The organism is Flavobacteriaceae bacterium, assembly GCA_014075215.1.
In the GTDB taxonomy this organism is placed as follows: Bacteria; Bacteroidota; Bacteroidia; order Flavobacteriales; family Flavobacteriaceae; genus Polaribacter.
The window spans coordinates 706,404-731,201 of sequence record CP046177.1 but is presented as its reverse complement, the minus strand read 5'-3'; the positions used below and the strand labels follow the sequence as shown (position 1 = coordinate 731,201).

At 34.9% G+C, this 24,798-nt stretch carries 24 protein-coding genes and 1 pseudogene; 14 read left to right on the top strand and 11 right to left on the bottom strand.

The window, feature by feature from the left end; translation table 11 throughout:
- The first annotated feature begins 199 nt into the window (after positions 1–199).
- Complete coding sequence (locus tag GKR88_03650; protein QMU63455.1) at positions 200–841, top strand: methyltransferase; 642 nt, start codon at positions 200–202, stop codon at positions 839–841.
- A 423-nt stretch (positions 842–1,264) separates the two neighbouring features.
- Here GKR88_03650 and GKR88_03645 read toward each other — a convergent pair whose 3' ends face one another.
- On the bottom strand, positions 1,265–1,540 hold the full coding sequence (locus tag GKR88_03645; GenBank protein ID QMU66633.1) for a twin-arginine translocase TatA/TatE family subunit: 276 nt from the start codon (positions 1,538–1,540) through the stop codon (positions 1,265–1,267).
- A 332-nt stretch (positions 1,541–1,872) separates the two neighbouring features.
- Positions 1,873–4,446: a DNA mismatch repair protein MutS gene (gene mutS / locus GKR88_03640; GenBank protein QMU66632.1), complete on the bottom strand. Its 2,574-nt coding sequence runs from the start codon at positions 4,444–4,446 to the stop codon at positions 1,873–1,875.
- A 100-nt stretch (positions 4,447–4,546) separates the two neighbouring features.
- Between mutS and GKR88_03635 the strand changes: the two genes are divergently transcribed.
- Positions 4,547–5,101 carry a TrmH family RNA methyltransferase gene (locus GKR88_03635; GenBank protein ID QMU63454.1) on the top strand — a complete coding sequence of 185 codons (555 nt, stop codon included), beginning with the start codon at positions 4,547–4,549 and terminating at the stop codon, positions 5,099–5,101.
- Positions 5,102–5,178: 77 nt separating this feature from the next.
- Here the strand turns inward: GKR88_03635 and mgtE are convergent, their stop codons facing one another.
- Genes mgtE through GKR88_03620 form a run of 3 tightly spaced genes read right to left on the bottom strand, consistent with a single transcriptional unit; the run spans position 5,179 to position 7,653 of the window.
- Positions 5,179–6,528, bottom strand: coding sequence for a magnesium transporter (gene mgtE, locus GKR88_03630; protein QMU63453.1), 1,350 nt, complete (start codon positions 6,526–6,528; stop codon positions 5,179–5,181).
- Complete coding sequence (rsmA, locus tag GKR88_03625; GenBank protein ID QMU63452.1) at positions 6,518–7,321, bottom strand: 16S rRNA (adenine(1518)-N(6)/adenine(1519)-N(6))-dimethyltransferase RsmA; 804 nt, start codon at positions 7,319–7,321, stop codon at positions 6,518–6,520. The genes mgtE and rsmA overlap by 11 nt, the downstream gene beginning before the upstream one ends.
- 2 nt (positions 7,322–7,323) lie before the next feature.
- A complete protein-coding gene (locus GKR88_03620; GenBank protein ID QMU63451.1) occupies positions 7,324–7,653 on the bottom strand; it encodes a DUF4286 family protein in 330 nt (109 codons plus the stop codon).
- Positions 7,654–7,737: 84 nt separating this feature from the next.
- On the opposite strand from GKR88_03620, the gene GKR88_03615 reads away from it, so the two are divergent.
- The gene (locus tag GKR88_03615) at positions 7,738–8,616 is read left to right on the top strand and encodes an IS982 family transposase (GenBank protein QMU63450.1); all 879 of its coding nucleotides are present in this window, start codon (positions 7,738–7,740) and stop codon (positions 8,614–8,616) included.
- On the opposite strand, the gene GKR88_03610 is transcribed toward GKR88_03615, so the two are convergent.
- Complete coding sequence (locus GKR88_03610) at positions 8,542–9,027, bottom strand: hypothetical protein (protein ID QMU63449.1); 486 nt, start codon at positions 9,025–9,027, stop codon at positions 8,542–8,544. The genes GKR88_03615 and GKR88_03610 overlap by 75 nt on opposite strands.
- Before the next feature lie 218 nt (positions 9,028–9,245).
- Between GKR88_03610 and sufS the strand changes: the two genes are divergently transcribed.
- From sufS to GKR88_03595, 3 genes are all read left to right on the top strand, one after another.
- Positions 9,246–10,457 carry a SufS family cysteine desulfurase gene (sufS, locus tag GKR88_03605; GenBank protein ID QMU63448.1) on the top strand — a complete coding sequence of 404 codons (1,212 nt, stop codon included), beginning with the start codon at positions 9,246–9,248 and terminating at the stop codon, positions 10,455–10,457.
- A gap of 134 nt (positions 10,458–10,591) precedes the next feature.
- Entirely contained in the window at positions 10,592–10,810 is a 219-nt protein-coding gene (locus GKR88_03600) for a hypothetical protein (GenBank protein ID QMU63447.1), read from the top strand.
- A 12-nt stretch (positions 10,811–10,822) separates the two neighbouring features.
- Positions 10,823–11,008 (top strand): hypothetical protein, encoded by a 186-nt coding sequence (locus tag GKR88_03595; protein QMU63446.1) that lies wholly within the window; start codon positions 10,823–10,825, stop codon positions 11,006–11,008.
- Between the two features lie 59 nt (positions 11,009–11,067).
- On the opposite strand, the gene GKR88_03590 is transcribed toward GKR88_03595, so the two are convergent.
- Both GKR88_03590 and GKR88_03585 read right to left on the bottom strand, forming a co-directional pair.
- A complete protein-coding gene (locus tag GKR88_03590; GenBank protein ID QMU63445.1) occupies positions 11,068–12,564 on the bottom strand; it encodes a G-D-S-L family lipolytic protein in 1,497 nt (498 codons plus the stop codon).
- A gap of 12 nt (positions 12,565–12,576) precedes the next feature.
- A complete protein-coding gene (locus GKR88_03585; protein ID QMU63444.1) occupies positions 12,577–15,408 on the bottom strand; it encodes a TonB-dependent receptor plug domain-containing protein in 2,832 nt (943 codons plus the stop codon).
- A 160-nt stretch (positions 15,409–15,568) separates the two neighbouring features.
- Here GKR88_03585 and GKR88_03580 point away from each other — a divergent pair, with 160 nt between their 5' ends.
- Entirely contained in the window at positions 15,569–15,748 is a 180-nt protein-coding gene (locus tag GKR88_03580; protein QMU63443.1) for a hypothetical protein, read from the top strand.
- A gap of 628 nt (positions 15,749–16,376) precedes the next feature.
- Here GKR88_03580 and GKR88_03575 read toward each other — a convergent pair.
- Positions 16,377–17,560, bottom strand: a protein-coding gene (locus GKR88_03575) for an IS3 family transposase (protein ID QMU63442.1) whose coding sequence is annotated in 2 segments (ribosomal slippage) — positions 16,377–17,299 and positions 17,299–17,560 — 1,185 coding nt in all. Because the reading frame shifts where the segments join, the coding sequence is not laid out codon by codon here.
- Positions 17,561–17,729: 169 nt separating this feature from the next.
- Here GKR88_03575 and GKR88_03570 point away from each other — a divergent pair.
- From GKR88_03570 to GKR88_03550, 5 genes are all read left to right on the top strand, one after another.
- A complete protein-coding gene (locus tag GKR88_03570) occupies positions 17,730–18,869 on the top strand; it encodes a P-loop NTPase (protein QMU63441.1) in 1,140 nt (379 codons plus the stop codon).
- A gap of 5 nt (positions 18,870–18,874) precedes the next feature.
- Complete coding sequence (locus GKR88_03565) at positions 18,875–19,111, top strand: NifU family protein (GenBank protein QMU63440.1); 237 nt, start codon at positions 18,875–18,877, stop codon at positions 19,109–19,111.
- Positions 19,112–19,234: 123 nt separating this feature from the next.
- Positions 19,235–20,290: a ferredoxin--NADP(+) reductase gene (locus GKR88_03560; GenBank protein ID QMU63439.1), complete on the top strand. Its 1,056-nt coding sequence runs from the start codon at positions 19,235–19,237 to the stop codon at positions 20,288–20,290.
- Positions 20,291–20,324: 34 nt separating this feature from the next.
- A complete protein-coding gene (locus GKR88_03555; GenBank protein ID QMU63438.1) occupies positions 20,325–20,663 on the top strand; it encodes a hypothetical protein in 339 nt (112 codons plus the stop codon).
- Entirely contained in the window at positions 20,664–20,993 is a 330-nt protein-coding gene (locus tag GKR88_03550; GenBank protein QMU63437.1) for a 2Fe-2S iron-sulfur cluster binding domain-containing protein, read from the top strand.
- A 648-nt stretch (positions 20,994–21,641) separates the two neighbouring features.
- Here GKR88_03550 and GKR88_03545 read toward each other — a convergent pair.
- Complete coding sequence (locus GKR88_03545) at positions 21,642–21,779, bottom strand: hypothetical protein (GenBank protein QMU63436.1); 138 nt, start codon at positions 21,777–21,779, stop codon at positions 21,642–21,644.
- Positions 21,780–21,819: 40 nt separating this feature from the next.
- Positions 21,820–22,914, bottom strand: coding sequence for an IS4 family transposase (locus tag GKR88_03540; protein ID QMU63435.1), 1,095 nt, complete (start codon positions 22,912–22,914; stop codon positions 21,820–21,822).
- 298 nt (positions 22,915–23,212) lie between these two features.
- Between GKR88_03540 and GKR88_03535 the strand changes: the two genes are divergently transcribed.
- Both GKR88_03535 and GKR88_03530 read left to right on the top strand, forming a co-directional pair.
- A complete protein-coding gene (locus tag GKR88_03535) occupies positions 23,213–24,370 on the top strand; it encodes a homogentisate 1,2-dioxygenase (GenBank protein ID QMU63434.1) in 1,158 nt (385 codons plus the stop codon).
- Positions 24,371–24,411: 41 nt separating this feature from the next.
- A pseudogene (locus GKR88_03530) lies at positions 24,412–24,775 on the top strand (four helix bundle protein).
- The last annotated feature ends 23 nt before the right edge of the window (positions 24,776–24,798 follow it).

Below are 24,798 nucleotides of genomic sequence, written 5' to 3'. Positions count from 1 at the left end.
TATACAAAGCAAAACAGGTTACTTACAAAAGCATTAAATAAAAAAACAAAAACGATCAAAGGTTGCTGTTATTGCATGAGTTTACAAGAGAAAAAGTGTTTGAAAAAAGAATTGGAAGATTTAATTGATTAAATTTTAAAGTGAAGACAATAGAAGCGGAATTTATTTTATAGATTCCGTTTTTATTTTTAATAACAAGATGAATTTCTTACCGCAGAAAATTGATGATTATATTGTAGAACACTCCGAACAGGAACCGGAAATTTTAAGAGCGTTGTCTAAAGAAACCTGGCAAAAGGTGCTGAATCCCAGAATGTTAAACGGAGGTTATCAAGGAAGAGTTTTATCTATAATCTCTAAATTGGTACATCCGAAACAGGTTTTGGAAATTGGCACTTTTACAGGCTATTCCGCGCTATGCCTGGCAGAAGGCCTTCAAAAGGGAGGAACATTACATACTATTGACAAAAATGAAGAGTTGGAACCCTTACAGCAAAAGTATTTTTCCAAATCAAAATTCTGTGATCAAATACAACAATACATAGGAGATGCAATTGACATTATTCCTGTCATAGATGAAAAATTCGACTTGGTTTTTATTGATGCTGATAAGTCGAATTACCCGCATTATTTTAATTTAATTATCAATAAAATGAACAGTAGAGGTATCATCTTATCTGATAACGTTTTATGGAGCGGAAAAGTGGTGGCGCCTATACACCCAAAAGACAAAGATACGGAAGCACTACATTACTATAACAAATTACTAAGTGAAGATCCTAGGTTGGAGACCGTCATTTTACCCATAAGAGACGGCCTGACCATCAGCAGGGTAAAATAATATAAGAACCCGTTGTGCATTTTGAACTAAAAAGTAAATTTAAACGTCAGTTCGAGTGATTTTGAGCTACGAAAAATCGTATCGAGAACATATTTAGAGCAAAAATTCTATTCTCGATACAAATTTTTCTCATTTTCAATCGAAAAATTTACTCGAATTGACGAATTTTATCAAAATGCACAACGGGTTATAAGAGTTTTTATGCAGTGAGGCCTTTGCAGAATTGATTTGGCAAAAAAGTTCAACGCCCGAAGAAAATTTTGAACCAGAATAACCTGATGGTTTTGAGGATTTAAAATATTCGAGGGAAATTCAGAAAACTAAAAACCCTTATGAACACTCAAACAAAAGGCAGCTATTTTTAATGAGTGAATTTAAGTCAGAAATGTATTTAAAACATCGATAAAAAAGCAAAAAATAGGGTTATAAATCTCTCTTAACAGCCCCTGTAACCTCGTTAATGTCTTTTTTCACTTCATTGATTTCTTCACGAATCTCTTTGGCTATATTTGTATCTACACCTTCTTTTTTTACACTTTCATTGATTTCTCTTTTGATATCGTTTGTAGCATCTTTTACCTGACGCATCCCTTGTCCCAAACCTCTTGCAATCTCAGGAATTCTTTTAGCACCAAACAGCATAATCAGGAGTACCGCAATAACGATGATTTCCTGACCACTGATAAATAAGAAAAATATACCCATAGTTCAGCAAAGATAAAAAAGTTGTGTGAAAGAAAAAGATTAAAAGATTAAAATGTCAGGGTAAACGCATTAAAGTTAACATGTTTTTAATCAATACTTTATGATTTTTTGATCCAAGTTAACCTGTAATTATTTTCAAAAAAATGAATAATCATTAAAGGTAAGTTTAAAAAATTACGAATAAAATCCATTATTAAATGTCAATTCTTTAATGAAAAATTAGTTTTACTGATATATTCATAAAAGTTTAATGCGTTTGCCCTGATTAAAATGTAGGTACAAGTTACAAGTGCACTAATGATTCGCCTCAGGCACCTCAACAGCTATTATTTTTTTACAAGCATCCGTTTAATTTCATTCAATTTCATCAACGCTTCAATGGGTGTAAGCGTATCTATATTGGTTGTTAATATATCTTCCCTGAGGCGTTCCAGTATAGGATCATCTAATTGAAAAAAGCTCAATTGCATATCATTATGTTGTATTTCTTTTAGCTCTTCTTTGGTTTCATTTTTTGTGTGATTTTTTTCAAGTTGTTTTAAAATTTTTGAAGCCCGATGTATGACTCTTTGAGGCATTCCTGCCAGTTTTGCCACATGAATACCAAAACTATGATCGCTGCCGCCTCGTACCAATTTGCGCAGGAAAACAATGGTGTCCTTTAGTTCTTTAACGGAGACATTGTAATTTTTTATGCGTTCAAAAGTGGCTGTCATTTCGTTTAATTCATGGTAATGCGTCGCAAACAACGTTTTTGCTCCGGAGGGGTGTTCATGCAAGTACTCTGTAATGGCCCAGGCGATGGAGATCCCGTCATAAGTAGCAGTACCACGCCCGATTTCATCTAACAGGATTAAACTTCTTTCGGAAATATTATTCAAAATAGCGGCTGTTTCATTCATTTCTACCATAAAAGTAGACTCTCCTAAAGAGATATTATCACTTGCGCCTACACGTGTAAAAATTTTATCTACAATCCCGATACGTGCATTCCGGGCAGGGACATAACTTCCCATTTGTGCCAATAATACGATCAGTGCCGTTTGCCGCAGAATAGCAGATTTACCGGACATGTTAGGCCCGGTGATCATGATAATCTGTTGCTGATTTCTGTTCAGAACAATATCATTAGCAATATACTCCTCTCCAACAGGCAGTTGTTTTTCAATCACCGGATGACGCCCGTTTTTAATTTCAATATCCGTACTTTCATCAATAATCGGCCGGACATAACTGTTGCTAACTGCCAAAGAAGCAAAGGATAACAGGCAATCCGCTTTTGCAATCGTCTGTGCATTTTGTTGCACTTCCCTGATAAAAGGAATAATGTATTGAATGAGTTTGGAAAACAGTTCTTGCTCTAAAATTTGAATTTTATCTTCTGCTCCCAGTATTTTCGTTTCATATTCCTTGAGTTCTTCAGTGATATAACGTTCCGCATTTACCAGGGTTTGCTTACGAGTCCACGTAGCAGGAACCTTGTTTTTATGTGTGTTTCTAACTTCAATATAATAACCGAAAACATTGTTAAAAGCAATCTTTAAACTGGGAATACCGGTCTTTTCAGATTCCTTTGCCAACATGTCATCTAAGTGTTCTTTGGATGATAGAGATATCGCCCTTAATTCATCCAATTCTTCGGAAACACCCGTAGCAATTGCTTTTCCTTTAAGAATATTCACCGGAGCGTCATCAAATAGAGTGGTGTTTATTTTAGTGATCAAAGCATGACAGCTATGCAGTTGCTTTTCTATTTTTTTTATAACGGGATGTTTACTGTTTTCAAGAGCCGCTTTTATGGGCAGTATGGCTTTTAAAGAATCTTTGAGTAAGATGACCTCTCTGGGGGACACTTTCCCCGTAGCAGTTTTAGAGACCAGACGTTCGAGATCGCTCATCTGTTTTAACTGATAAGAAATCACTTCCCGGGCCTTGTCATCTGCTATAAAATGTTGTACTGATTCATGACGGTGTTGTATTTGTTTTACATTTTTCAAAGGCAATGCCAACCATCTTTTTAGCAACCTGCCTCCCATAGGAGAAATGGTTTGGTCTATAATGGCTAATAAGGTAACTGCATTTTCAGCATTCGGATGGTATAATTCCAAATTCTTCACAGTAAAACGATCCAACCAAACATAACGGTCTTCCGCAATTCTTGAAATGGTTTGAATGTGTGCTACTCTGTTATGTTGTGTCTCCGATAAATAATGCAGCGCAGCTCCGGCAGCAATGATTCCTTCTTCCAGGTCGTCAACACCAAAACCTTTGAGGGTTTTTACCTTAAAATGAGTCGTTACATGTTCATAGCCAAAATCTTTTTGAAAAACCCAATCATCTAAGTAAAAAGAGTGATAGCGATCTTGAAAGAATTCCAAATAGGCTTGCTTATATTGTTTTTGAACTAATACCTCACTTGGATTAAAGTTTTGCAGTAATTTATCTATGTATTCGGTAGCTCCCTGAGCAACTAAAAATTCACCTGTAGAGACCTCTAAAAAAGAAGCGCCCAATATTTTTTTTCCATAGTGAATAGCCGCCAAAAAATTATTGGTTTTAGACTGCAAAACCTCATCGTTCAAAGAAACACCCGGAGTTACTAATTCCGTAACCCCTCTTTTCACAATTTTTTTAGTCATTTTAGGGTTTTCTAACTGATCGCAAATGGCCACACGCATTCCTGCTTTTACCAGTTTTGGCAAATATGTATTTAAGGAATGATGTGGAAAACCGGCAAGGGCGGTTTCGCTTTCACTTCCTGACCCCCGCTTGGTTAGAATGATTCCCAGAACAGTAGCTGCTTTTTTGGCGTCCTCTCCAAAAGTTTCGTAAAAATCGCCTACTCTGAACAGCAGCATCGCATCGGGATATTTTGCCTTGATGGTATTGTACTGCTTCATTAAGGGAGTTACCTTTTTCATGGTTGCTTTGTCAGGGTATTGGAATTTTTCAGTTAGTTTTACGGAGTCATATACTCGCGTTTAAAGATAAGCACTTTTTATGAGAAAATTGAAGCATAACGAACTGGAAAGAATCTCTGTTGAAGCGTTTAAGAAAACCCAAAAAACACCGCTGATAGTGGTGCTGGACAATGTCAGAAGCTTACATAATATCGGATCTGTTTTTAGAACAAGTGATGCCTTTTTAATAGAAAAAATATATCTCTGCGGAATTACGGCAATACCGCCCAATAAAGAAATCCACAAAACAGCTTTAGGAGCTACGGAATCTGTAGACTGGGAATATGCAAAAGATGCGTTAACACTTATTGGCAGGCTTCAAAAAGAAGGGGTAAAAGTGGTTGCCATAGAGCAGGCAGAAAACAGTATAAAGCTAAATGGTTTTGCTATAAAAGCTACTGAAAAATATGCTATTGTGATGGGAAACGAAGCAAAAGGAGTACAGCAGGAAGTAGTAAATGCTTCGGACTACTGTGTTGAGATTCCACAATTAGGAACCAAACATTCTTTAAATATCTCCGTAAGTTCCGGAATTGTTTTATGGGATTTGTTTCAGAAAATGAATCCAAATAAAACTCAAAAGTTTCCGGTTTGAAAGCTTCAAAAAAATACTTTCGGACCTCACAGGTTTTTAAAAACCTGTGAGGTCTTAGTTATTTGTAAATAAACTCTCTAAAAGGGCAATAAAGATTTTGCAATTATAAAAAACAGGAAAATTCCAAAAATATCATTGCTGGTCGTAATAAACGGACCTGTGGCAATAGCAGGATCTATACCTCTTTTATCTAAAATAATAGGAACAAAGGTTCCGATAAGAGAAGCAACAATGATAACGCAAAGCATAGATAAAGAAACCGTAAAGCTAAATTGCAAACTTAATTTCAAAAGAGGGGCAACAGCAATTACCAATAACCCTAAAACGAGTCCGTTAATCAAACTTAACTCGATTTCTTTTAATAGCCGCTTCCATAAACTTCCTTTCACATTATCATTTGCCAGGCCTTGTACAATAATTGCAGCAGATTGTACACCTACATTTCCTGCCATAGCGGCAATTAAAGGAGTAAAAAAGAATAATTCCTTATAATTTTCCATAGCACCTTCGTACCCTTCCATAATTAATACACTTCCCAGTCCTCCGAATAAACCCAGTATCAACCAGGGTAATCTCGCTTTGGTAAGTGCTAAAATAGAATCATCCGCTTCAACATCTTCAACCAAACCGGCAGCCAGTTGATAATCTTTGTCTGCATCTTCTTTAATAACATCTACAATATCATCAATCGTAATTCTACCTACCAAAAGCCCCATATCATCTATGACAGGAATTGCTTCCAAGTCATATTTACGCATGATATTTGCCACCTCTTCCGAAGGCACATGTACCGTTACAAAATCTACTTTTGGAATGTATACTTCGGAAATAGGCGTTTTTGTAGAAGTAATTAATAAATCTTTTAAAGAAAGTCTTCCTTTCAATTTTCCTGCGTCGTCAACAACATAAATGGAATGTACTCTCGTAACTTCACCTGCCTGAATTCTCATTTCTTTGACGCACTTTAAAACAGACCAATTCTCATTTACTTTTACCAGCTCTTTTGCCATTAATCCTCCGGCGGAATCTTCATCATAGGTAAGCAGTTCTTCAATTTCTTTTACATGATCCTCATCTTCAATTGCAGACATAACTGCTTCTTGCCTTTCTTCCGAAAGTTCGGCAATGATATCTGCGGCATCGTCAGAATCCAATTCTTCTACTTCTTCGGCAATTTCTTTAGCGGAAAGGCTTTTTAAGATTTTTTCCCGAACATCGTCATCTACGTCCATTAAAACTTCCGACGTCGTTTCACTGTCTAAAAGTTTAATGATATATACCGCATGGTCAAAAGAAATGGCATCCAGGATTTCCGCTATGTCTGCATGGTGCATTTCTCCAAACAACTGCTCTAAAGCTTTGTTATTTGAAGATGATACATAGTGATTTACATTTTCTAAAAGTTCTTTGGTAATTTCAAACGCCATGACTTGCTATTTTCCTTGTTAATGAAATAAATTCATTTACAGACAAATGTTCCGGTCTTTTGGCAAATATAAGGTCTTCTCTCAAAGTTTCCGAGAGATTAAATGATTTTAAACTTCTTCGCAACATTTTTCTTCGCTGGTTAAACGCTGTCTTTACAACCCTAAAAAACAATTGTTCGTTGACGGGCAATGAAAAATCTTTTTTTCGGATAAGGCGAATCACCCCGGAATCTACTTTCGGAGGCGGATCAAATACCGAAGGAGAAACCGTAAATATATATTCTGCATCGTAAAAAGCTTGTGTTAATACGGAAAGAATCCCATAGGTTCTACTCCCTTCTTTTTCCACAATTCTCTTTGCAACTTCTTTTTGAAACATCCCGCAAAACTCTGCAATATAAGTTCTGTTTTCAATGGCTTTAAAAAGAATTTGAGAGGAAATATTATACGGGAAATTACCAATAATTGCGAGTTGTTTTTTTTGAAAAAGAGCGGTTACGTTCTGTTTTAAAAAATCACCTTTAATAATGGTAAGTTTTTCTTTGGATGTGTTTAGATGAATCTGTTCTCCGGGAAAAACTTCTTGTAAATACGTTACGGATTCCGGATCAATTTCTACTGCATTGACAGGTGATTTTTTTTGTAAAAGGAATTTTGTTAACACACCCATTCCCGGGCCTATCTCAACAATTACATCGTAGTTTTTTTCGGTAAGAATACCTGCAATTTTTTTTGCAATAGCCTCATCTTTTAAGAAATGCTGCCCTAAATGCTTTTTTGCTCTTACCTTCATTTTTAGTTGTTTACCGAGTCAGGATAAAACTCGTTAATGATTTTTAGTTCCGTCCTGAAAGCAACCATTTTATCCGCAAATTTTTGCGTGCCTTCTTTTCGAAGTTTCCTGGCATCGAATAGGTAGTAATCATCTAAATTTTTTCTGCTATCAGCAGTGTATTGTATAGAATACGTTACTCCTCCCGTCTCTTCTTCTACCAGTACCTGTATTAGCCTTGCAGATAAAAACCGACCTGTTGCCAGCATTTCCCGGATATGGTTTTCTATCCAAACCAGCCATTCTTGATGTATCGTTTCATCGATATTTATGGTTACGTTATATATATACACCCGTTGTGCATTATGATTTAGGACAAAAAAGGTTGTTCATCTTACTGAAAATCAGTAAATTGATTTAATCACAAATCATTTATAATGAACAACTTAAATGCAAATTACGAAAGAATATTGGAAGTATTAAGAAAAATATCAAAAGAACAACTTTTAATTTATCAAAGGCGTGAACCTAAACTTAGTGATTTAGAACTCATCAGTTTAAGTTTAACGGTAGAATTTATGGGAATTGATAGCGAGAATGATTTGTTTAGGAAACTCCCAATTGCAATTTACCAGAAAATAGAACGAAGTGTTTATAACAAAAGAAGGCGTAGATTATTAGATCATTTGGACAGTATTCGATTAAAATTAGCTTCCTACTTTAATGAATTTGAGAATTATTTTATCGTTGACAGTATGCCTTTGGAAGTTTGCAAATTATCAAGAAGTTATCGTTCTAAAATCTGCAAAGAAACAATGCATACCTTTCCAGACAAAGGTTATTGTGCATCTCAAGGTACTAATTATTACGGGTATAAGTTGCACGCAATTTGTTCTGTGAGCGGTGTTTTTCAGAGTATCGATTTTAGTCCAGCATCTGTACATGATATCAATTATCTTAAAGCGGTTAAAATGCAGATTAAAAGCGCTACTTTAATTGGTGATAGAGGATATTTATCCGCAGAAGTTCAACTTAATTTATTTGAAACCTATGATATTAAATTAAATACACCAATGAGAAATAATCAAAATCAGTATAAGAAACAAGCTTATATTTTTAGAAAATCTAGAAAACGTATAGAAACTTTGTTCTCACAATTATATGACCAGTTTATGATTCGAAGAAACTATGCTAAAACTTTTGAAGGATTTAAAACAAGAATAATATCTAAGATATCTGCTTTAACTGTAATTCAATACATCAACAAATTTATCTTTAATAGAAATATCAACAACATTAAAATCAGCATTATTTAAAATGCACAACGGGTTGCTTAAGTTATTATTTGTTGGAAATACATAGCCTGCAGATCCGGACACCTCCCCATTATATATCATAAATTCAGACATTTTTACAAGCTGATCCGAAGGCACAATTTTGGTAACTAAATCCCAAATTTCATGGTGCTTTGCAATATCTTGTTGATAATTTAAATCAATACCGGAGACATTATAATCTTGTATTTTAGTAATTGTTCCATTGTTTACTCTATATAATGTAATTTCTCCCTGTGAGCCACTTTGCAAACCATTGCTGCCACTAGTATCGGAATTAGAACCGTCGAAAACACTTACAGGTACTATTTCATTAGTCTTTGAACAAGAAAAGAACAGTGTAAATGATGTAGAAAAGATGACTGCACACAAAAAGATTTTAAAGCTTTTCATAATTGTTAGTTTTAAATTGGGTTATTACAGAATTAAAACAAACGAAAATGAAAATACCCTATGGAAAATTTAATTTTTTTGAATCATTGGTACATATGAAAGAGACAAAGTAAACCTATCAATAGTTAAGAAAGTTAAACGAACCTTTCAAACTTTACAACTTTCAAACATTATACTGTATTATTTTTCAAGTACCTTTGTAAAACAAAATAAATAAGATGTTTCCGATAGAAAAAATACGTAAAGATTTTCCTATTTTACAGAGAACCGTAAATGGAAAACCTTTGATATATTTTGATAATGCTGCTACTTCGCAAACACCAAAAATTGTGATAGATGCTATTGTTGATTATTATGCTAACTATAATGCAAATATCCACAGAGGAGTACACACGTTGAGTCAGGAAGCCACAGATAAATACGAGCAGGCACGAATGATACTCCAGAAACATTTTAATGCAAAATATGCCCGTGAAATGATTTTTACTTCCGGAACTACTCACAGCATCAATATAGTTGCTTCAGGCTTCTCAGATTTGCTTGAGCAAGGAGATGAAATCATCGTTTCTGCGCTAGAGCATCACTCAAATATTGTACCCTGGCAAATGCTCTGTGAAAAAACAGGCGCTGTATTAAAAGTCATTCCAATGAATGGAGAAGGAGCCTTACTGATGGAATCATATGACGACCTTCTTTCGGAAAACACAAAATTGGTTTTTTGCAATCATATTTCCAATGCTTTAGGAACTATTAACCCTATTGAGGAAATCATTGAAAAAGCACATCGTGTCGGTGCTGCGGTTTTAATTGACGGGGCACAGGCTGTTCCACATGTAAAAGTAGATTTTCAGACGTTAGGAGTAGATTTTTATGTAGCTTCCGCACATAAAGTTTGCGGCCCGACAGGCATTGGTTTTTTGTATGGAAAAAAAGAATGGTTGGAAAAACTACCCGCCTACCAAGGAGGGGGCGAGATGATAGAAACAGTTACTTTCGAAAAAACAACATATGCAGGACTACCTCATAAATTTGAAGCGGGAACTCCGAATATTTGCGGCGGAATTGCTTTTGGAGTAGCAATTGACTATATGAAATCTGTGGGTTTTGAATCCATTGCTACATACGAACAAGAGTTGTTGGCATACGGAACCCAAAAACTGAAAGAAATAGAAGATTTGAAGATTTACGGAGTTTCCCGTAAGATGTCTGTGATATCTTTTAATATAAAAGGAATCCACCCATATGATATCGGTGCTGTTTTAGATAAAATAGGAATTGCTGTCAGAACAGGACACCACTGTGCACAGCCTATTATGGATTTTTACAAAATTCCGGGTACTGTAAGAGCTTCTTTCGCTTTTTATAATACCAAAGAAGAAATAGATATTTTGGCTTCTTCCCTAAGAAAAGCGATTGCAATGTTTCTGTAATACTTTATAATGTTTGAAAGTTGTAAAGTTTGAAAGGTATATACCAACTCTTTTAAAATATCAAGAGAATATGAGCTATTTAGGGGTTCTTTTTGGTATAATTTCTTTGTTTATATTTATAGAAATTTTATGTCATGAAAAAATCACTGTTATATGCCGTATTGACTTTATTAATTTGTTTTGGCTGTCCGCCTGCTCCCAAACCCTTAGTAAAAGAATTAACCTATGAAGCAATCACAAGAGGAAGAATGGAAAAAATAGTTATTATATCAAATTCTTTAACCTATGAAGCAACAAATCAAAAAACTAAAAAAATAATATTAAAAACTAAAAAGTTAAAAAATTTATATTAGGTTTTAAAAAATATGGACCTTTCCCGGGTTTCCAAATTAAAGGCACCTTCAAATAAGAGGTTTTATGATGGTGCACTTACTGCTACTATTACTTTTTTAACGGAAAAGGACTCTTACCAATCTGCTTCTTTTGATGATGATAATCCGCCTGATAAACTCAAAGAACTTGTGAAGCTTATAAAAAGTTTTGTGAAATAAAAAAAACCGAATGGTATCTTATCCAGATTTTTTATTTACGAGTTGTGTTTTTTATAAAACTAAATTCCCGGAGGATAATTTGTCGGATAGTTTGACACTTTGGCAATATTTCCGGAAGCTTTAAAATTAGATCCGTAAGTAGTATCAATGGCTTCTAATATTTTATTTGCCATCAATGCATAGCCTCTACTCGTCAGATGAATTCCGTCTAAACTAATCAAACCTCCAAATACTAAATTGGCGGTCATTGTATATTCATCAAATTGAGTTCCCGAACCTGCCGCATCGGTTAGTAACTGGTTTAAATCCACCACAGCCAGCCCTTTGGCATTACCAACAGATGTAATCACAGTATTGTATGCATTTATAGCTATCTGAATATTGTTTTGTTCTTCAGGTGTTAATACCCAGTTGTCTGCAAGCGGAACGGTAACTCCGTTTATTAATAGCGGGTTTCCTCCAACAGTCGTTCCCAGAAAAGAAGAACTTGTTAGTACTAAAAAATCACTAGCTGTTGTCTGCCTGTAACTAGGAATACCAAAACCTGTTAAGTCTGTTAAATCTTCATCTATAATCACTACCGCATTTTGTCCGGCAGCAAAAGAAATAGTTCTTTTCGCCATTTCAGCAGCAGTAATCCACCCATTAGCAACTGCCAATTGCAGCCCGCTATTATAGGTTGCATATCCTGCATTTACCTGAGTTGCTGTTGTAGCGTCTAGGGGTATTGCATTATAAGGAACTGTTGTAAAAAAGGGTAAATTTACAATGGAAGGAATGGTAAGAACAACTCCTTTGGCGCCTCCTGCCGTTAATGTATTTATCACATTTGTAAAAACAGTATTAAATAAAGCGGGGGCTGTAATATCATTAGGCCCATAGGTTGTTGGGTCGACACTTGTTTGAACAACGCCTATTCCTCCGGTGGTTGCATAACTCAGCACGTCATTCCCGCCAATTTCGGAGACTGTAAAAAAGGTGGGGTTTTGGGCAATGGCATCTGCCAAAACAGTAGCAGTAGGGCTGGAAGCCATCCTGGCGTAGTATGGGTTGGCTGCTCCTAACGGAACATTTGCCAAACCACCATACCCGGGAGCTACCAGATGAAAACTTTTGGCTCCGGGCACTCCCATATTGTTAAAAGGCCCTGTTAAAATATTACTTACTTCCGTTGTAGAAACACCTGTTAATACCGCTGGTCCTGATCCGTTGAAAAACAACCTTGGGTTGCTAATCTGTGTGCCTCCGAGTAAAAGCCCTCCTATATTATCACTTACTAAAGGCTGTGTAAAAGCACCTCCTCCTGCGTTCGCCATCATGGTGGACATGATATGGGGAAAAGAACTTGATTGTGATGCCAAAAATACGGTTCCATCAGAAACCCCTGCTGTAAAAGAAGCACCAACAGCAACGTATTTTGAAAAATCCGCTGTTCCTGCCGAAAGCGGAACTACCGTTTGTGGAGTCGCTGCTATTTCATCTAAGGAGTTATTGACATTACAAGCTGTCAATCCGGCAACCAAAACCAATAACCATACGTGTTTTATTTTTTTCATGTTTCTTTCTTTTTAGTTATTAATTGTCAAAGACAGGTAGTATTGAGAACCTATAGCTCCAACTCCCGGTGCGCTAAAATATTCTTTTCTTGTTAAGTTGGCCCCGCCGACCTTAATTATTGATTTCCATTTGGGAATTCTGTAATTAATTTGGGCATCTAACACAGTCCGGCCCTCAATAACGGTGTCGTGAAATGACGATTCCCACAGGTATTCATCCTGCCATCTTACATTTACATTGAATCCAAAATTTTTAAATAAATTTTGTTTTCCAAATTGAGCCTTTAATTTGTTTTCCGGAGTATTAAAAGAACCTTCAAAATCCGGATCCGTAGCTTGATTAAAATCGAATTTTGCGTAGGTGTAATTTGCACCCACATCAAACCCATAAATTTTTGTGTTAACTCCTATGGAAGCCCCATAAGAACTAACATCTGCTCTAGAGTTCGTATATACCTGAAAAGCTCTAAAATCTCCGTTTCTAACTGCTATGACCGCATTTGGTACAGGCCCGGTTGGTGTATTGGTTACATCTGATAAATCCGTTTGTCCGTAATAAGGAACTATTACATTTTGTGTAGATATAAAATCATCATAATTATTGTAATAACCGCTTAAATCTATTATTACTCTGTGATCTGCAACATTTATGAATCCTCTATACCCTACTTCATAAGCTGTTACTTTTTCCGGTTTTACTAATCCCGGTGTTGCTTTTATAAATTGTCCGTTTTGAACTCCCGATGCAGAAAATGAGTTGTCATATGCACTTCTACCTGATATTCTTACGGTAGCAGCACCTCCCGTAAATGCTTGTCCTGCTCCACTTACTGTTAAAGGAGAAGACAAATATCTGTCTAAGTTATCCGAAGCAGATCCGACTAATATTGCAGCACCGAGATCTATACCAATGTATTGATCCTGCGTTGTCGGGTTTCTAAATCCTGTTTGGAAAGAAGCTCTAAAGTTACTGTTTTTGTTTTCTCCGGCAGCATAGGCTAAGGATATCCTCGGAGAAAAATTTCCATTAAAATTCTGAGCTTTATCATATCTGACAGATGCGGTTAATTTTAAACGGTCTTCTTCTAAAAATTTCTTTTGCATTTGTGTGTATATTCCATATTCGTCATACCGTATAGGACCGTCATAGTCTGTAAAAATAGTTCCTTGGGAGTTTAATGAATATAATCTGTATGAACCTCCTACTTGTAGTTCTGCAAATGTTATGTAATCTCTTAAATTCAAATTTGCATCTACATGATAGTATTTTGAGTTGTCTACAAATTTAGATCCTGTTGTTAGGTTCGGATCTCCTGTTACCGCGTTGAATGCAGTTATAAATTCATCTGTTCCGGGCAGCAACCTTCCTGTTTCTGCTGTTTGCCTTGCCAGAGCATGTGCCTGAGCAGGTAATAGCCCACCTAAGGTTCCTTGTACAAAAGCTCCGACATATTCTCCAAACCAAGTATTATCGTCTTTCCATCGCCTGTTAATATTGATGGCAGTAAATCGGGTATCATAAGAGTCTCCTGCATCCTCGTCTGTCACATACCCTCTGACAAAAAAACTTTTTCCGCGGACTTCTAATTTGTGTTGTTGCATAAAGAAGTTCTGAATATTATATCTGTTAGCTCCCTGGTAGATGGTATTCCCTCTACCAAATTTACTGTTCCATATAATCTCCAAACGATCATCGCCCAACGGTCTGTAATGCAGGGCTCCTCCAAATTTAAGACTTTTGGCATTATAGTTCATTAAATCTACTTCATCATACCCCCTCCTGCTCACATTAACACTGGGAACCAATGCATCAGCCCCGGCAGGCAAAACGCCCAAACCTATCAGTGTTTGAGCTACTCCTCTGATATTGGTAGAGACTTCGTCTCCGTATACATTTAACCCATTATAGTTTATATCACTTGCTCTGTCTCCGGCAATATAATCTCCTGCCGAAGAAGTATTCCGATAATCAGTAGCAAACCACTCTTTTCCTTTTAAGAAAGAAAATGTTGCTTTTGCTGCAAATGTATCTGAAAATGCATAAGCAACTCTAACACTGATATCGTAAAACCTGTTATTACCTGCCGCATCCTGACTGGTGATCCCTTCTTTATGTACAAAGCTCGCCCCTTGATCATCAAAAGGGCTTTTACTTGTCATAAACATGATTCCATTAAATGCATTAGCTCCATAGAGTGCAGAAGATGCCCCCGGAAGCAGCTCTATGGTTTGAACATCTAATTCGGACATTCCTAATAAATTTCCCAGAGCAAAATTAAGTGCTGGTGAAGAATTATCCATTCCGTCCACCAATTGGACAAACCTTGTATTTGCAAAAGTGGCAAAACCACGCGTGTTTACGGATTTAAAGGTCAAACTATTAGCGTTGACATCAACTCCTTTCAGGTTTTCCAGACCATCGTAAAAAGATGGGGAGGATGTGTTTTTAATTTCCCTGATATCCATTCTCTCTACGGTCACGGGAGATTCCATAATACGTTCCGGGGTTCTGGAAGCAGATATAACTACCTCATCTAAGGCAGTTGCATTTTCCTTTAAACTAACTTCTATTTTTTGATTATTCCCGGTAATTTCGATTTTCTCGGTTTGAAATCCAAGTGTTGAAATTTCAATAATAAACGGAGGAGTATCTGAAACGGTTAATGTAAAGTTCCCATCAAAACCCGTAGTTGTTCCCACAGCTTTTCCTAAAACTTTAATATTCACTCCAAGAAGCGTTTCTCCTGTTTTTGCATCTTTTACAGTTCCTGTTATAGTGGTTTGAGCAAACATCGTCGAGCCACTAAGCAATACAAAAATAAAGAACCATACTTTTTTTATCATAATATAAAATTGTTTGTTAGTTCCTGCAAAGTACAATTTTTTTTGTTTTCTTTAACCATCTCCCAAAAAAACACTTTAAATTAAATGTAAAGATTTGATTTTATGAATGATTTAAGGGTATTTAAAACAAAGCTCATCCCGGGTTTTTATTTTTAACCGAATGAAAAGCCAGGATGAGTTTACAGGAAAACGGTTTAATGACTATTATACTGAGCTAAATAAACAGGCTTTAAACTTCCTTACCTGGTTCATCCGTGGAGTTAACAAACCTTTCGTTGCAGAGCTAACACCCAAAGTTGCGGAAGCATGTCGTGGTGTGCCAATGCCTAACGGATTTTAACTTAAGGTTGCATAACTTGTCAGTATAAAAACAAAGCTAAAAAGTATTTTTTCCATCATGAATTATTTTTAATGGTTATTATTGCTTTAAACTAAAATATTTATTACGCGAATCAAGGGTTAAAATTTAATGCTGAAGTTCAGTAACTTACATTTTTAAAAATGAAGTTTTTAATCCTTTTAATTTTTCAATCTTTTAATAATCAAGGTGTTGATGAAATCAACCCTTGATTGGCATTTATTGTTTTATAATATGATGCCTTTGAATTGATTTGGCAAAAAAGTTCGATACCCGAAGAACATTTTCAACCGGAATAACCTGTTGGTTTTGAGGATTTAAAATTTTCGAGAAGTAAGAAATTTGAAGTCAAATCAATTTCAATACGGAATATACCACGGCAAAGGTCTCTTGAAATAAATTTAAAGTCTGATAGGTATAATTCGGAAACAGGACAATTTTTTTATTCTTTCTTTATGAACGCTTGTTCAATTTTCAGGACTCTCCGATGCAAATGCTTCAGTAATTCGTTTTCTTTTTTTAATGCTTCTATTTGTTTTTCTTGTTCAATGGTGTACAGTGTCAATTCTTCTTGGACTTGCAACAAAAAACTAGACAAAAAGAAAAGAGATTATGCTGCTAATGTTTGATTTTTCATTTCTGTTTCAAATTCTTCAATAGATTTTAATCCTAAAGCTGAGTGTAATCTTTTTCTATTGTACCAAGTTTCTATCCATTTAAAGACAGATAATTCTGCTTGAGATTTTGTTAGATATTGGTATTTATAGACCCATTCTACCTTCAAAGATTTAAAGAAAGATTCTGCTACGGCATTGTCCCAACAATTTCCTTTTCTACTCATAGATTGTTTTATTAAACCGTTGTAAGATTTAATCAAATCTGTAAAATTATGACTAGCATATTGAGAACCTCTGTCAGAATGAAAAATTAAATCTTTTGTAATCTGAATTTTGTTAATAGCCATTTTCCAAGCATTGATAATGGTATTTTCTGTGGTTAAGTCTTTACTAAACGACCATCCCACTACCTTTCTATTAAACAAATCTATAATTACAGTTAAGTACATCCAGCCTTGTTTTGTAGAAATATAAGTCATATCTGACACCCATACTTGATTTTCTCTATCAACACTAAAGTTTTGATTTAATAAATTTGGTGCTATGGGATATTTATGATTAGAATCTGTTAACGCTCTAAATTTATAAGACCGCCTTACAAATAAGCCAAGTAACTTCATCAACTTACTGATCCTTCTTGGAGAAACAAAATAGCCATACTTTTCTAATTCCTTTTTTATTCTAGGAGATACATAGCTATGATAACTATCTTCAAATATTTTTTGTATAAAAAACATAATACGTTCATTTGTTAACCATCGTTTTGAAGAACCACACTTAAGCCAATTATAATAACTACTTCTACTTACTTTTAAAATACTACACATTTTCTCAACAGGAAATTTCAATTTATGATATTTTATAAATTGATACTTCTCTTGTCGCTCTTGGAGAAAATGCTTACCGCCTTTTTTAATATCTCATTCTCTAAATGAATATCCTGTAATTCTTTTTTTAAAGCTATAATTTCTCGCTCTTGATCTGTTAATTTTAAATTCCCTTTACCAGGAAAACTATTTTTATTACCGTATTGTTTTAATTCTTGACCCCAGCGAGATAAAGAGGATATGGAAATATCCAAATCTTTACAAGTTTGTTTTATACTACCTTTTGCATAACTTAACTCTACTGCCTTATGCTTAAATTCTTTGGTATAAAAATTTCGTGGGTTTGACATTGTTTAATTTTTAAAGTTTATAAATATATAAACTCCTTTCTTACTGTCCTGTCAAATGTAGCACTTCCACTTTATTAACACTTTAGCCTCAAACTTTCCAGCCTTTAACCTTGAAACTTGAAGGACTAAGATGTATCTTTGCAATTTAGAATGAATTTAAAGAAGAAAGATGTCTTTTAAAAAGCAAGATATATATAAAGCTTTGGAAACTATTACCGCTCCCGGCGAAGGAAAAAACCTGATGGAGAATAACAATGTAACCAATGTAGTGGTTTTTGGAGATGAGATTGTGGTGGATATCACTATTAGCAACCCGACATTACAAGCCAAGAAGAAAATAGAAGGAGAAGTAATGAAGGTAATTCATCAGCAGATCGATCAAAAAATTGATGTAAAAGTCAACATAAAATCAGTACCAAACCCCAAAAAAAAAGACGAGAATTTGATTCGGGGAAAAGAAATCCCGAATATTCAAAACATCATTGCAATAGCTTCGGGAAAAGGAGGTGTAGGAAAATCAACAATAACAGCCAATATAGCTATCACTTTAGCTAAAATGGGATTTAAAGTAGGAGTTTTAGACGCAGATGTTTATGGGCCGTCTATGCATTTAATGTTTGGTGTTGAGAAAGAAAGGCCATTATCCGTAAATGTAGATGGCCGTTCTAAAATGAAACCTATAGAAAACTATGGAGTTAAATTATTATCGCTGGGATTTTTTACCAACCCGAATCAGGCGGTTATTTGGCGTGGCCCTATGGCTTCCAAAGCACTAAATCAACTCATTTTTGATGGCGATTGGGGAGCGTTGGATTTTTTACTGATCGATTTACCTCCCGGAACAGGAGATGTACATTTATCCATAGTACAGGCGCTCCCTGTTAACGGAGCTGTAGTGGTCAGTACACCGCAAAATATTGCATTGGCCGATGCAAAAAAGGGAGTAGCAATGTTTCAACAGGAAAGTATTAAAGTACCTGTATTGGGAATAGTAGAAAATATGGCCTATTTCACTCCGGAAGAATTACCGGACAATAGATATTATATTTTTGGTAAAAACGGAGCAAAGTATCTGGCAGAAGACATAGAAACACAATTCTTAGGAGAAATTCCTCTGGTACAAAGTATTCGTGAAGCAAGTGATGTTGGTCATCCCGTAGCATTACAGGAAAATACGCCTTTGGAAAAAGCATTTTCTGAAATTACTAAAGAAATGGTTTCAGAATTGTTAAAAAGAAATGCTAACTTGCCACCAACGGAAGTTGTAAGAATTACAACAATGAGCGGTTGTAGCACCGTTAAAAAGTAAGTAGTATGACAACACAAGAAACCTTGGAAAATGTTGAAAAAGCATTGGGCGAAATTCGCCCCTTTTTAGAAAGTGATGGTGGTAACATCAAACTTCTTTCTATTGAAGATGCGACTGTTAAAGTTCAGTTAGAGGGGAATTGTATCGGGTGTTCTGTAAATCAAATAACACTTAAAAACGGTGTGGAAGCTACCATTAAAAGATATGTCCCCCATATCAAGGAAGTCATTAATATTGAATAACGAACTACGCTAATATACAAGTTCTACAAAGCGAGAGTACTTCATGCTGATTTGCTGCTGTCACTGTTATAAATAAATTGAAAGAATGTCATCTCTGCAAAAAGTAGGAATAACATAAAGAAAATGATAAAAACAGATATTTTAATTATTGGAGCAGGTCCTACAGGGCTTTTTACCGTTTTTGAAGCCGGATTATTAAAATTAAAGTGTCATTTGATAGATGCAATGCCCCAGGCAGGGGGTCAATGCTCAGAGATTTATCCTAAAAAACCTATTTATGATATTCCGGCATATCCCGAAATTCTAGCCGGTGATTTAACGGATAAATTGATGGAGCAAATTAAGCCGTTTAACCCGGGATTTACGCTGGGTGAGCGAGCCGAAACCATCGAAAAATATGATGATAATACATTTATAGTGACCACAAATAAAGGAACAAAACATTGTGCTCCCGTAGTAGCCATTGCAGGTGGATTGGGAAGTTTTGAACCCAGAAAACCCCCTATTCCGAATATTACAGATTTTGAAGATAAGGGAATAGAATACATTATCCGTGACCCTGAAATCTATAGAAATAAAAAAGTAGTGATTGCCGGAGGAGGAGATTCTGCATTAGATTGGGCTATTTTTTTGGTTAATGTCGCTTCGGAAGTTACATTGGTACATAGAAGGAATGAATTTCGCGGAGCATTAGACTCAGTAGAAAAAATTCAGGAGTTAAAAGACAGAGGAAAAATAAATCTAATCACTCCTGCGGAAGTAAAAGAAATTCATGGACAAGATCATCTAACAGGAGTATCCATCATCAAAAACAGTGATGGAAAAATTACTTTAACTGTAGATCATTTTATTCCCTTATTTGGGTTATCGCCAAAATTAGGGCCCATTGCCAACTGGGGATTAGAAATAGAAAAGAATGCAATCAAAGTAAACAATGCACTGGATTATCAAACCAATATACCGGGAATATATGCCATTGGGGATGTCAATACCTACCCGGGAAAGTTAAAACTAATTTTGTGTGGATTCCACGAAGCCACTCTCATGTGCCAAAGTGCTTATCAACGGATTCATCCCAATAAAAAATATGTAATGAAATACACAACTGTTAGCGGGGTTGAAGGTTTTGACGGATCTAAAAAAGAAGCCCCAAAAGCAGTAATTAAAAAGATAGAATAGTTTTTTTATCTTTATAAGGATAAAATATAACCGTATGAGGTTCTTAAATTTAATTCCGATTTCAAGAAACTATTTTAGTCTGTCAGGATATGAATTTGTGATTTTTTCTATAGGTTCAATAGCAATTGTTGTATTGTTACTTTTATACTATAGAAAGATTTCTGAAAAACACACTTCAATTGTTGGAGAAAAACAGCCAGAACCTATTTATACATACAAAGATGTTCTTTTGCAAGAAAGAAACGTAGCAGGAAATAATATTCCCTTATCCGATACAAATTCTATTGTAGTAAAAATTTGTGCCATTATTTTGATCTTACTGGTTGCTATCATGCCATTGTTTCAACTTTTAGGAATCAATTATTTCTTATAAATGACAGACATTACCCTAAAGATAACCGATAGGGAAGGAGTGTTACATGAAGTAAAGGCACCAACAGATATGTCAATGAATCTGATGGAAATTATTCGCTCTTATGAGTTGGCTCCGGAAGGAACTATCGGTGTTTGCGGAGGAATGGCAATGTGTGCTTCCTGTCAATGTTATATTAAATCAAACCACAAGCTACCCGAAATGTCAGATGATGAAGATTTGATGTTAGCAGAAGCATTTTATGTAGAAGGCAACAGTCGTTTAGTTTGTCAAATACCAATTACTCCGGAATTGAATGGATTAGAAATAACAATGGCACCGGAGAGTTAAAGAGCATAAAAAAGATCTAGTTGAAGGTATATTTGTGAAGAAAGATTAATTAAGTTAAGGATTATGGCAGGTCTTGCAACCAAAGAGACCAATAGAAGTGTAAAAGCATTTATTGAAAGTATTGAAAACACTTGAAAAAAAGAAGGCAGTAAAAAAGTACTGTCGTTAATTCAAGAAATTACCGGAAAAGTACCAAAGATTTGGGGCAATGAGAAAACACCGGATTTTTTAATAGGTTTTGGGAAATATAAATACCAGCACAGAGGAAATAAAGAAACATTCGAATGGTTTCATATAGGCTTTGCCCAAAGAAAAACAAAATTGACAATTTATTTGAATTTTGACATTGACAAAGAAGAAAGTTTACTTAAAGAGTTGGGAAAATGTACATGAGGAAAAGGATGTTTGTACATCAACAAATTAGCTGATATAAATTTGGAAAAGCTAAAACAACTCATTGAAAAAAGTAAAAATGCTCAATGGCATTAAAGGTTTTTTATATAAATGGCAACGTATGGAGTTGAAACGGAAGAGTACAGGAAATTTGTATCTGATGATTCAATCAAGAAAATAAAAGCAATGAGAACCAAAAGAAAATAGAGATACCTTCAATTTTCAGCTCTTATCACTCGTAACTTTTAATTGAACTCATTTAAACTTTCTGTTTGCCGCTCTGTTTTTGTCTTTTTTTCCTTCCGTAGTGCTGCTATGCAACTCAAAAAATCCTTCAACAGCCCTAAAAACTTCTAATTTTCGCTTAAACCCAAAAAGTTTAAATGAGTTCATTATATTTCTTCTGTAAAAAACTAAATTTTGATTAAAAAATCTAAGTACATGACAAAAATTTAGTCAAGTTCATATTGTTTTGATTTACAGGGTTTAATAGCACAGAAGCGATATAATCTAATCCATATTTGAATATGCTTTTAGCCATTCTTCCATGCTTTTTTATTTTGATAGGCTTAATCTGATGTAAATATATACCAACTTTGTAACACCATACGAAAGCCATCATTACAAACAGTACTAATTTTTCAATACGCTTAATATCTTGCAGGTGTGTGTTTTCAATATCAAAGCCACTGGCTTTCATTGCTTTAAAACACATCTCTATCTGCCATCGTTCTTTGTATTGTTCAAAGGCCTTATCAGGAGCGTTGAACGATACAATGATTAAGAAATCAGGCTTTCCATTTTTTGGGTACAACTTGCATCCGGAAAGGAAACAAAGCTGACCATTAACACGTACAATTTTAGGATAATACACAAACTCATTGATCTTATGTGGATTAAACAAGTGAAATACTTTGATGGTTTTGTTCTTATCAGGAAGCTCTACCTTAAAGTTGTTTCGAATGCGGATATAATATTTGATTCCATTTGTATTCAAGAAATCCAACCAATGATTACCTACAAACTCTCTATCGGCTACAATGGATTTAATAACATCTTTGCCAAAAAGTCTTATGAAACGATTCACAAGATCAATACGCTCCTGACTGTTAGAGTTCCCTGGCTTATCTAACATAGTAAATAACAATGGGAAGGCAACACCTTTATAGACAACTCCCAACTTAAAAATGTTGATGTTGGTCTGACCAAACTTCCAATTGGTCCTATCAATACTCAAGATCAATCCCTCTTGCTTAGGAAGGAGACTAAATATAAGACGAGCGATCAAATCTCCATCCAACGAATAATCAGCAATAAATCTTTGAATACGTCTGAGTGATGACTTCGAATCTACTGAGGTCTCAAAAGCGTTGGCTACCTTTTCAAAGGTAACTGTCTGTACCTTACAGAGGGCGATAATGAAATGTGATATGAGTTTGATTCTTGCCAAATTGATCTTACCTTGGAAATGAGAACTTAAAACTGAATTTAATTCACTACTTTTAGTGGAAGCATTGGTTTTTTTCATTAGAAAAATGAGTGATGTTATTCTTCTAATATACTGAAAATCAATGCTTTATTTTAATTATTTAACATTTAATTTACTGATAATCAATTAATTATATTTTTTGTCATGTACTAAATTAAAAAATACAAAATTTAGTTTCACTTCAGTAACTACTTCGTTAATCCATAAATTTTTTTCATTTGTTTTTGTGAATTTTCAAATGAAAAAATTCATGTACTTTTGTATAGTCTTAATTTCTTAAACAATTATATAATGTATAAGGAGTTGTTAATTCATTGTTACATTAACCCATTAAAAAATGCCTTTTTATTATAAACTTGGGAACATTCCACCCAAAAGACATACACAATTCAGAAAAGAAGATGGAAGCTTATATTATGAGCAACTGTTTGGAACCATAGGTTTTGACGGGATGTCATCTAATTTATATCATGAACACAGACCTACTATGGTCAAGGAGATCAAAAAACAATATGCTGTTGCTCCAAAAATTGCTAAGGCTAACCATATTCAGTCCTATCGATTCAGAGGATTTCAGGTTCCTCCGGTTGACGGCTATTTAGAAAGTAGAAAAACGGTCTTAACGAATGCTGATTGTAATATTATTTTAGCAGCGCCTAAAAACTCATTTAGAGATTATTTTTATAAAAATACAGATGCAGACGAATTGATCTTTATTCACAAAGGTTCGGGAACGCTAAGAACTCATATGGGAAACTTAGATTTTAGTTATGGTGATTATTTACTCATTCCAAGAGGTATTATCTATCAGATCGATTTTGATTCCGAAAACAATCGTTTGTTTATTGTAGAATCCTACCGGCCTATTTATACGCCTAAGAGATATAGAAACTGGTTTGGGCAACTTTTAGAGCACGCTCCTTTCTGTGAGCGTGATATCCGTCAGCCACAAAAACTGGAAACCTATGACGAAAAAGGAGATTTCTTGATGAAAGTAAAAAAACAAGATGAAATTATAGAAATGATCTACGCTTCGCACCCTTTTGATGTAGTAGGCTATGATGGCTATAATTATCCGTATGCATTTTCAATTCACGATTTCGAACCCATTACGGGAAGAATTCATCAACCGCCTCCGGTACATCAAACTTTTGAAACCGATGCTTTTGTAGTTTGTAGTTTTGTACCTCGCTTGTATGACTATCACCCTGATTCCATTCCTGCACCGTACAATCACAGTAATATAGATTCTGATGAAGTTTTATATTATGTAGATGGTGATTTTATGAGTCGGAATGATATAGATGCCGGACATATTTCTTTGCATCCTGCCGGAATTCCACACGGGCCACACCCGGGGGCTACCGAAAGAAGTATCGGCCAAACAAAAACAGAAGAATTGGCAGTAATGGTAGACACGTTTAAACCGTTAAAGATTACAGAAGAAGCTATGAAAATAGCGGATGAAGATTATCACAAATCTTGGCTTGAATAGGTTAAATTTAGCCAATGAGTTAATTAGGAAATGAGTTAATTATGATTTTTTCTAAGAGTGAAAAATATCTGAACAACCCCATATTAAAAGAGACTTTTGAATTTTCGCTTCAGATAATTCAATATTCTGAATCGCTAGAAGAAAAAAGAAAATACGTTCTTTCTAAGCAAATAATAGGATCTGGTACATCTGTTGGGGCAAATGTAAAAGAAGCCCAAAATGCAAGAAAGCAAAGCAGATTTTATTCATAAGATGAAAATAGCTTTGAAAGAAGCAGATGAAACAGAATATTGGTTATTTCTATGTAAGAATTTAGATTCATACCCTAACCCTAATCAATTAATTGATAAATTAAGCATAATCATTAAAATATTAAATAAAATTATTAGTAGTTCGAAAAAATAATTCGCTAATCTACTAATTTTCTA